5 protein-coding genes are annotated in these 8,623 nt (G+C 70.3%); all 5 read right to left on the bottom strand.

Annotation, left to right across the window (positions count from 1 at the left end; all coding sequences use genetic code 11):
• Window positions 1-105: 105 nt before the first annotated feature.
• Window positions 106-3,060 (bottom strand): M14 family zinc carboxypeptidase, encoded by a 2,955-nt coding sequence (locus ACWGIG_RS33915; protein ID WP_453325540.1) that lies wholly within the window; start codon window positions 3,058-3,060, stop codon window positions 106-108.
• A 194-nt stretch (window positions 3,061-3,254) separates the two neighbouring features.
• Window positions 3,255-4,322: a DNA-binding protein WhiA gene (gene whiA, locus ACWGIG_RS33910; protein ID WP_453325539.1), complete on the bottom strand. Its 1,068-nt coding sequence runs from the start codon at window positions 4,320-4,322 to the stop codon at window positions 3,255-3,257.
• Window positions 4,313-5,371, bottom strand: a complete 1,059-nt coding sequence (locus ACWGIG_RS33905; RefSeq protein ID WP_453325538.1) for a gluconeogenesis factor YvcK family protein — start codon at window positions 5,369-5,371, stop codon at window positions 4,313-4,315. The genes whiA and ACWGIG_RS33905 overlap by 10 nt, the downstream gene beginning before the upstream one ends.
• Window positions 5,368-6,381, bottom strand: coding sequence for an RNase adapter RapZ (gene rapZ, locus ACWGIG_RS33900; RefSeq protein ID WP_453325537.1), 1,014 nt, complete (start codon window positions 6,379-6,381; stop codon window positions 5,368-5,370). Before rapZ ends, ACWGIG_RS33905 begins: the two co-directional genes overlap by 4 nt.
• Window positions 6,344-8,422 (bottom strand): excinuclease ABC subunit UvrC, encoded by a 2,079-nt coding sequence (gene uvrC, locus ACWGIG_RS33895; RefSeq protein WP_453325536.1) that lies wholly within the window; start codon window positions 8,420-8,422, stop codon window positions 6,344-6,346. Before uvrC ends, rapZ begins: the two co-directional genes overlap by 38 nt.
• Between the last annotated feature and the right edge of the window lie 201 nt (window positions 8,423-8,623).

Here is an 8,623-nt window from a genome sequence, read left to right as displayed (position 1 = left end):
CTCCCCAGTAATGAAGCGGGGAGTACGGGCCGTCGGGACCAAAGCCCTGACTACTCTCAGTCATTGCCGGAGCCGGGTCCCGACATCGGCCCCGGCGCTCCGGAATCAGCCCTTGATGCTCTTCAGTGCCTTCTCCAGGAGTACGGCGCGCTGCTTGGCGTCCGGTACGTGCTCCAGGCCGAAGCCGAGGAGTGCGGTGTCACGCGTGGTGACGCCCGCGAACGTCTGGAACAGCTCGCCTGTGCGGGCCCACGGTCCGACGACCGCCGGGCTGCCGGCAGGCGGCGGGGTGGCCGCCCAGGCACCGAGGGAGGTCTCGAAGCCCTCGACGGCCTGGTCGGCGCCGCCGACGCTGATCCGGGCGTTGTCGGCGAAGACGCCGCGCTCCAGGCTGCCCGGGTCGGTGACGTAGGCGAGGGACAGGTCGACCTTCTTGCCCGCGTAGGCGCTCAGGTCGAAGGAGACCTGCTTCCAGCCGTTGGAGCTGCCGGTGAAGCTGTTCCAGGCGCCGCTGGAGCCGGTCGCCGTGCAGCCGGCCGTCCCCTGCGTGAGGTAGTGCGTCAGGAACGGGTGGGCCCTGATGAAGAACCCGGCCGAGCACTCGGCGGGCACCGCGTTCGTGGTCAGGCCGCCCGCCTCGGGCAGGGTCGTCCAGTCCTCGGCGCCCGTGGTGTGCGCCTCCAGGAGGGCGTGGTCGTAGCCGCCCTCGGTGTCCCAGTTGAGCGCCATCTTCAGCGCGGGCTTGTCGGCGGCGCTGACACCCGTGAGGTCCACGGTGCGGGTGAGGCGCTTCCAGTTGCTGTTGTTGCTCTGCGCCGAGGCCATGCCCTGGCCCTCGTACGGGGCGTAGGGGTTGTTGATCCCGGTGTAGCGGCCCGCCTGGGCGCTCTTGAACTGCGGGAACTGTGCGACCGGGAGCGTGTCCGAGGTGACCTGGTAGGAGCCGGCGGTGTCCAGGGGGTTGCCCGGGGCGCCGGTCAGCGGGGTGGTGACCCCGGCGAGGCCTCCTGCGCCGGCCAGGCCGGTGGCACCGGGAGAGTCCACCCGGCCGTACGCGCCGAGGTAGTACTGGCTGAAGTCGTTGGTGTTGGCCGGGCCGAGCCTGGCGGCGCCGCCCGCCTTCTCACCGGCCTCGACCAGCTTGCCGCCCTCGTTGAGGTACGAGCGGAGCTGGAGCTGGGTCGGGCCGCCGGGCACCGAGGCGCCGGTGTAGTGCACGACCGAGTCGAAGTGGCCCAGCACGCCGAGGGCGTGCGGGGCGCCTTGGGTGGCGACGTCCCAGACGGTGGCCGAGCGGCCGTTCGCCCTGAGCGCGTCCACGTACTTCTGGACCTGCGTCGCGGGTGCGCCCTCCTCGGCGACCACCAGGTGCGCGGCCTTGGGGCGCTCGGCGAGCGTGTAGGTGAAGTGCTCGCTGGAGGTGGGCTTTCCGGCCTTGGTGACGCCGGTGAACCAGACCTCGACCTTGTCGCCCGGCTTGCCGTCCTGGACCTTGGCGCGGTAGTCGTCGAAGTAGGTGTTGTCCTCGTCGCCGTAGACCTCGCCGCCGTCCCAGGCCTTCAGGGCCTGGTCGTGCGTACGGCCGCCGTTGACGCGGTACTTGAGCTCCTTGTCGCGCACCGACTTGCGGACCGTGACGTTGACTTCCTGGTCCTTGTCACGGGCGTACGAGGAGGTGAACGGGTCCGGCGTGAAGTCCGGGGCGTCGATGCCGACGGAGGACACCGGCCGGTCCGGGGTCAGGCTCGTCTCCGCGACGGAGAGCGCGAACGGGACGTTCTTGGCGAACTCCTGCTGGATCAGCTTCTCGTCGTCGGGGAAGTTGAAGCCGGAGACGCAGTCCTCGGGCTTCCAGCGGTCGTTGGGGTCGATGTGGGAGGCGGTTTCGCAGGTGGTCATCTCCGGCGTGAACATCTTGATGCCGTTGACGTTGCCCGCGTGGCCGTCGGCCTCGCCGTTGGTGATGTAGAGCTCCGAGGAGACCTGCGGGTGGTATCCGGGGACCGCCGGGTTCTCCGGGGTGCCGGCGAGGGCCTTGAGGGCCACGTCGTCGGGGCTGCCGGTGGCGACCTGCCAGCCGATGCCGTAGAGGATCAGCTCGGCGGCCGAGTGGTAGTTGATCGCATACTTGAAGCCGATGCGCTTCTGGAACGCGTCGAGCGCCTTGGTCTCGGGCTCGGAGTTCGGCGTCGGGCCGCGGAAGGTCTCGTCGGCCGGGTCGGGCGAGGAACCCTCGTTGTCGTAACCCCACTTGAAGGCGAAGTTGCGGTTGAGGTCGATGCCGTCGCCGGACTCGATGGTGCCGTTGCCGTTGGTGTCGCGGAGGTTCTTGCGCCACAGCCGGACGCCGTCCGCGGGGCTGCTGTGCGTGTAGTCGTAGCCGTCCGGGTTGGCGGAGAGCAGGAACCAGATCTCGCTGCTGTCGACCAGCTTCGTTATCCGCTTGTCCTTGCCGTAGTTGTCGAGGTAGTGGTGCATCAGCCGCCGGTTCATCTCCGGGGTGATCCACTCACGCGCGTGCTGGTTGGACATGTAGAGCGTCGAGGGCTTGGCGCCGTCTCCGGTCCTCTTGGCGCCCTTGGTGAGCTTGAGCGCCAGGATGTCCTTGCCCTGCACGGTCTTGCCGATGCTGACGAGCTTGGTGAGGTCCGGGTACTTCTGCGCGGTGGCCAGCAGCTCCTCCTGGAGACCGCCCTTTCCGCTGTACGGGCGGAACACGCCGTCCCCCGGGACCGCGGCACGCGCCCTGGCGGAGGCGACCTTGCGCTCGCTGATGTCGACGCCCTGGCCGCGGAGTTCGGCGGCCTGCTTCACGGTGAGGATCAGCTCGACCGTGGCGGTGCCCTTGTCCGGGACGCGCTCGCTCAGTTCGTGGGCGTCGGTGCCTGCCTTGAGCAGCAGCGGGACCTGGGCCTGGGTGACCTTGGCGTTCCACACCGAGATGCTGTCGCCGCCCCCTGCGGCGTTCCCGGCGGGCTGTGCCTGGGCCGCGGGTACCGCCGCGACTCCGGCTATCAGCAGTGAAGAAGCGGCGAGGATCGATCTCGCTCTGCGTCTCATGTGCCCCCCTTGCTGTTGTCTTTCACGTGAGTGAACAAACGTCAGAATCATGACCATTCATGGTCACGTCAAGAGGAGACAGGGAACACGAAAAAGCTGCCCCTGGCACCCAACGGGGCACCAGGGGCAGCGAGTTGATCCGGAGTCAGGAATTCCGCGGAGCGGGGGCCGTGCGGATCACGAGGTCGTACGGGTCAGAGGCTTCCGGCCATGCCGCTCGCCATTCCGCCTGCGATACCGCCCGCCATGCCGTTGGCGAGGCCCTTGGCCATTTCCTCTTCGATCTCCTCGGACATGTCCTCGGTCAGATTGCACTCCGTACCGGGAATGCCCAGGTCCTGGGCGCGCTTGTCCGCCATCGCGAGGAGGCGGCGGATGCGGCCCGCGACCGCGTCCTTGGTGAGCGGCGGATCGGCGAGCGCGCCCAGCTCCTCAAGAGACGCCTGCTTGTGCTCCATGCGCAGCCGGCCGGCCGCGGCGAGGTGCTCGGGCACCTCCTCGCCGAGGATCTCCAGCGCGCGCTGCACGCGGGCCCCGGCGGCGACGGCGGCGCGGGCGCTGCGGCGCAGGTTGGCGTCGTCGAAGTTGGCGAGCCGGTTGGCGGTGGCGCGGACCTCGCGGCGCATCCGCCGCTCCTCCCAGGCCAGTACGGACTCGTGCGCGCCGAGCCGGGTCAGCAGGGCGCCGATGGCGTCGCCGTCCCGTACGACGACACGGTCGACGCCGCGCACCTCGCGCGCCTTGGCGCCGATGGAGAGCCTGCGGGCCGCGCCGACCAGGGCGAGCGCCGCCTCGGGGCCCGGGCAGGTGACCTCCAGCGAGGAGGATCTGCCGGGTTCGGTGAGGGAGCCGTGCGCGAGGAAGGCCCCGCGCCAGGCCGCCTCGGCGTCACAGGTGGCCCCCGAGACCACCTGCGGGGGAAGCCCCCTGATGGGACGGCCGCGGCCGTCCACGAGTCCGGTCTGGCGTGCCAGCTGGTCGCCGCCCGCCACCACCCGGACGAGATAGCGCGAGCCCCTGCGGAGACCGCTGGGGGCCATCACCACGAGCTCCGAGCTGTGCCCGAAGATCTCCAGGATGTCCTTCTTGAGCCTGCGTGCCGCATAGCTGGTGTCCAGCTCCGCCTCGATCACGATGCGGCCGCTGACCAGATGCAGCCCGCCCGCGAACCGGAGGATCGCCGAGACCTCTGCCTTTCTGCAGCAGGTCCGGGTGACGGGAAGCCGGGAGATCTCGTCCTTCACCGCTGCCGTCATCGCCATGGGCCGATCCTTCCATGCATCCGAAAAATACGGTCGTACGCGGCTGCCAGGAGCTCCGGGTCGTGCTTGGGGGCTCCGTCGGGCCGGGCCACCGGCGCCAGCTCGACCGTCGCACCGAACCGTTTTGCGGCATCGGCGAGTGAGGGAAGGTCGGGCACGGCGGCCTGGTCGGCCAGCACCACGTCGAGGGCGAGTTTAGGGGCGTGTCGGGCCAAAACCTCCAAATGACGTTGCGGTGAAAAGCCCTCGGTTTCGCCCGGTTGGGGCGCCAGATTGAGGGACAGAATCCGCCTCGCCTTGGTCTCCACCAGGGCATCGAGCAGTTCGGGCACCAACAGGTGGGGGATCACGGAGGAGAACCAGGAACCGGGTCCAAGAACCACCCAGTCGGCGTCAAGAACCGCCGCCACCGCCTCCGGAACCGCGGGCGGATCGTGCGGTACCAGGTGCACCGACTGGACCTCGCCGGGGGTCAGCGCGACCGTCGCCTGCCCCCGGACGGTGTCCACGGCGTCCGGGCGCGCCGGGTCGTGGCCGCGTACGAGCGCCTGGAGCTCCAGCGGGACCGCGGACATGGGCAGCACCCGGCCGTGCGCTCCCAGGAGCTTGCCGACCAGGTCCAGGGCCTGTACGTGGTCGCCGAGCTGCTCCCAGAGGGCGACGATCAGCAGATTGCCGACCGCGTGCTCGTGCAGGTCGCCCTTGGACTGGAAGCGGTGCTGGATGACGCGGGACCAGGTCTGGCCCCAGTCGTCGTCGCCGCACAGGGCGGCGAGGGCCTTGCGCAGGTCACCGGGCGGCAGGACGCCCAGCTCCTCCCGGAGCCGGCCGCTGGATCCTCCGTCGTCGGCGACGGTGACGACCGCCGTGAGGTCGCCGGTGATGCGCCGCAGCGCGGCGAGCGAGGCGGACAGGCCCATGCCGCCGCCGAGCGCGACGACCTTGGGGGTGGCGCCGCGCCGGCCGCGTGCGGCGCGCGGAACCGGCTCTCCGGCGAGCGCGGAGGTGACTCTGCGCAGGCGGTGCAGCCGGACGGTGCGATTGGTCACTCGCGCCCCATGTCCCGGTGTACGACGACGGTCTCGACGCCCTCGGTGGACAGGCGGGCGGCCAGCTTCTCCGACACGGCGACGGAGCGGTGCTTGCCGCCGGTGCAGCCCACGGCGATGGTGACGTAGCGCTTGCCCTCGCGGCGGTAGCCGGTGGCGATCAGCTGGAGCAGCTCGGTGTAGCGGTCGAGGAACTCCTTGGCGCCCGGCTGGTTGAAGACGTAGCCCGAGACCTCCTCGTTGAGGCCGGTGAAGGGGCGCAGTTCCGGTACCCAGTGCGGGTTGGGGAGGAAGCGGCAGTCGACGACGAGGTCGGCGTCGACCGGCAGGCCGTACTTGTAGCCGAAGGACATGACGGTGGCGCGCAGCTCCGGCTCCTCGTCGCCGGCGAACTGGGCGTCCATCTTGGCGCGCAGTTCGTGGACGTTGAGGCTGGAGGTGTCGATCACCAGGTCGGCGTCCCCGCGCAGCTCGCGCAGCAGGTCGCGCTCGGCGGCGATGCCGTCGGTGATGCGGCCGTCGCCCTGGAGGGGGTGCGGGCGGCGGACCGACTCGAAGCGGCGGACCAGGGCGTCGTCGGAGGACTCCAGGAAGACGATGCGCCGGGTGACGCCCTTGGCGTCGAGGTCGGCGAGGGACTCGCGGAGGTTGTCGAAGAAGCGGCGGCCCCGGACGTCGACGACGACGGCGATGCGCGCCACGTTGCCCTGGGAGCGGGCGCCGAGCTCCACCATGGTGGGGATCAGCGCGGGCGGCAGGTTGTCGACGACGAACCAGCCGAGGTCCTCCAGGCACTTCGCGGCGGTGCTGCGGCCCGCTCCGGACATGCCGGAGATGATGACCAGCTCGGGGATGGGCGTCTCGGCCGCCTCGGGGGCCTCCCGCGTGGTGCCCGTACTCACTTGTGCTCCGTCTCGCTCTCGGTCGGGGGTGGTGTCCAGGGTGCTGTCGGGGGCCTGGTCGTGGCCCTTCTCAGGCTCTGGGTTCTGCTGGGTGCTCTGTGCGGTCATGTGCTGATCCCCCGTTCTGCGGCGGGGTCACCGCGGGTGCGGTGTCCTCGTCGTCCTCAATGATCTCTCCTGTCGCCGTGTTCACGGCGGGTGCGGCCGGAGCCGCTGCAGCGAGGGCCGCGGCGACGGTCTCGGCCGTCTTGCGGCCTATCCCCGGAACCTCGCAGATCTGGTCAATTGTGGCGGACCGGAGCTTCTTCACCGAACCGAAATGGGTGAGCAGGGCCCGCTTGCGGGTCTCGCCGAGGCCCGCGACCTCGTCGAGGGGCCCGGCGCGGAACCGCTTGGCCCGTTTGCTGCGCTGGTAGGTGATGGCGAAGCGGTGGGCCTCGTCACGTACGCGCTGGAGGAGGTAGAGGCCCTCGCTGCTGCGGGGCAGCACCACCGGATCGTCGTCGTCGGGCAGCCAGACCTCTTCGAGCCGCTTGGCGAGGCCGCAGACGGCGACGTCGTCGATGCCGAGCTCGTCGAGGGCCCGCTTGGCGGCTGCGACCTGCGGCTGCCCGCCGTCGACGACGACGAGCTGGGGCGGGTACGCGAAGCGCTTGGGCCTGCCGTCGTCCGTCTCGGCCTCCGTCTCGGGCACCTCACCCCCCACCCACTCCCCCGTCTTCTCCTTCGCCGCCAGATAACGCTTGAAGCGGCGGGCGACGACCTCGTGCATGGACCGGACGTCGTCCTGTCCCTCGCCGTGCCAAATTTGCGTGTCTCCGACACGACCCTTGATCTCGAAGCGCCGGTACTCGCTCTTGCGGGCCAGGCCGTCCTCGAAGACGACCATGGACGCCACCACATCGTCGCCCTGGAGGTGCGAGATGTCGAAGCATTCGATGCGCAGCGGTGCGCCGTCCAGGCCGAGGGCCTCGGCGATCTCCTCCAGGGCGCGGGAGCGGGTGGTCAGGTCGGAGGCGCGCTTGGTCTTGTGCAGGACGAGGGCCTGCTGCGCGTTGCGCCGGACCGTCTCCATGAGGTCCTTCTTGTCGCCGCGCTGCGGAATGCGCAGCGAGACGATCGACCCGCGCTTGCCGGTCAGCCACTGGTTGACCGCAGCGGTGTCGTCGGGGAGCGCCGGGACGAGGACCTCCTTGGGGACGGCGTCGCCCTGCTCCTCGCCGTACAGCTGCTGGAGGGCGTGCTCGACGAGGCCGGCCGTGTCGACGTTCTCCACCTTGTCGGTGACCCAGCCGCGCTGGCCGCGCACGCGTCCGCCGCGGACGTGGAAGATCTGCACGGCGGCTTCGAGCTCGTCCTCCGCGAGGGCGATCAGGTCGGCGTCGGTGGCGTCGTTGAAGACGATCGCGTTCTTTTCGAGGGCCCTCTTGAGGGCCTCTATGTCGTCGCGGAGGCGGGCGGCCTTCTCGTACTCCATGTCCTCGGCGGCGATCGTCATCTGCTGCTCGATGCGCTTGAGGTACGTGCCGGTGCGGCCGGCCATGAAGTCGCAGAAGTCCTCGGCCAGTTCGCGGTGCTCCTCGGGGGTGACGCGGCCGACGCAGGGGGCGGCGCACTTGCCGATGTAGCCGAGCAGGCAGGGGCGGCCGATCTGGGCGGAGCGCTTGAACACCCCGGCGGAGCAGGTGCGGACGGGAAAGACGCGGAGCATCAGGTCGACGGTCTCGCGGATCGCCCAGGCGTGGCCGTACGGGCCGAAGTAGCGCACGCCCTTCTTCTTGGGGCCGCGCATCACCTGGACGCGGGGAAATTCCTCGTTCATGGTCACCGCGAGGGACGGATAGCTCTTGTCGTCGCGGTACTTGACGTTGAACCGGGGGTCGAACTCCTTGATCCAGGAGTACTCCAGCTGCAGCGCCTCGACCTCCGTGGACACCACGGTCCACTCGACGGACGCGGCGGTGGTGACCATCGTGCGCGTCCGGGGGTGGAGGCCCGCCAGGTCCTGGAAGTACGAGGACAGGCGCGGGCGCAGGCTCTTCGCCTTCCCGACGTAGATCACCCGGCGGTGCTCGTCGCGGAACTTGTAGACCCCCGGTGAGTCGGGGATCTGGCCCGGCCGGGGCCGGTAGCTGGAGGGATCTGCCATGTCGAACAGCCTACTTGCGGGCACCGACAGTCGGGGCGCCCCCGGTGGGGCACCCCGACCTGTTCACCGTGCGGTGCGGTGACGTGCGGTGACGGGAGGGCTAACCGCGTGCCTCCGGGCGACGGCGCAGTCGTACGACGGTGAGGCCCGCGGCGGCGAGGAGCGCCGCCGCACCTCCGGCGGCCAGCGGGGCCACCTGCG

The sequence above is a fragment of the Streptomyces sp. NPDC054863 genome (assembly GCF_053610825.1).
The sequence above is the reverse complement of the archived record's forward strand: the minus strand, read 5'-3'. Positions and strand labels throughout refer to the sequence as shown.

Excerpts from the sequence above, each read along its gene's own strand:
- whiA (WP_453325539.1), bottom strand. The coding sequence starts at position 4,322 with ATGGCGATGACGGCAGCGGTGAAGGACGAGATCTCCCGGCTTCCCGTC.
- ACWGIG_RS33915 (WP_453325540.1), bottom strand. The coding sequence starts at position 3,060 with ATGAGACGCAGAGCGAGATCGATCCTCGCCGCTTCTTCACTGCTGATA.
- uvrC (WP_453325536.1), bottom strand. The coding sequence starts at position 8,422 with ATGGCAGATCCCTCCAGCTACCGGCCCCGGCCGGGCCAGATCCCCGAC.
- rapZ (WP_453325537.1), bottom strand. The coding sequence starts at position 6,381 with ATGACCGCACAGAGCACCCAGCAGAACCCAGAGCCTGAGAAGGGCCAC.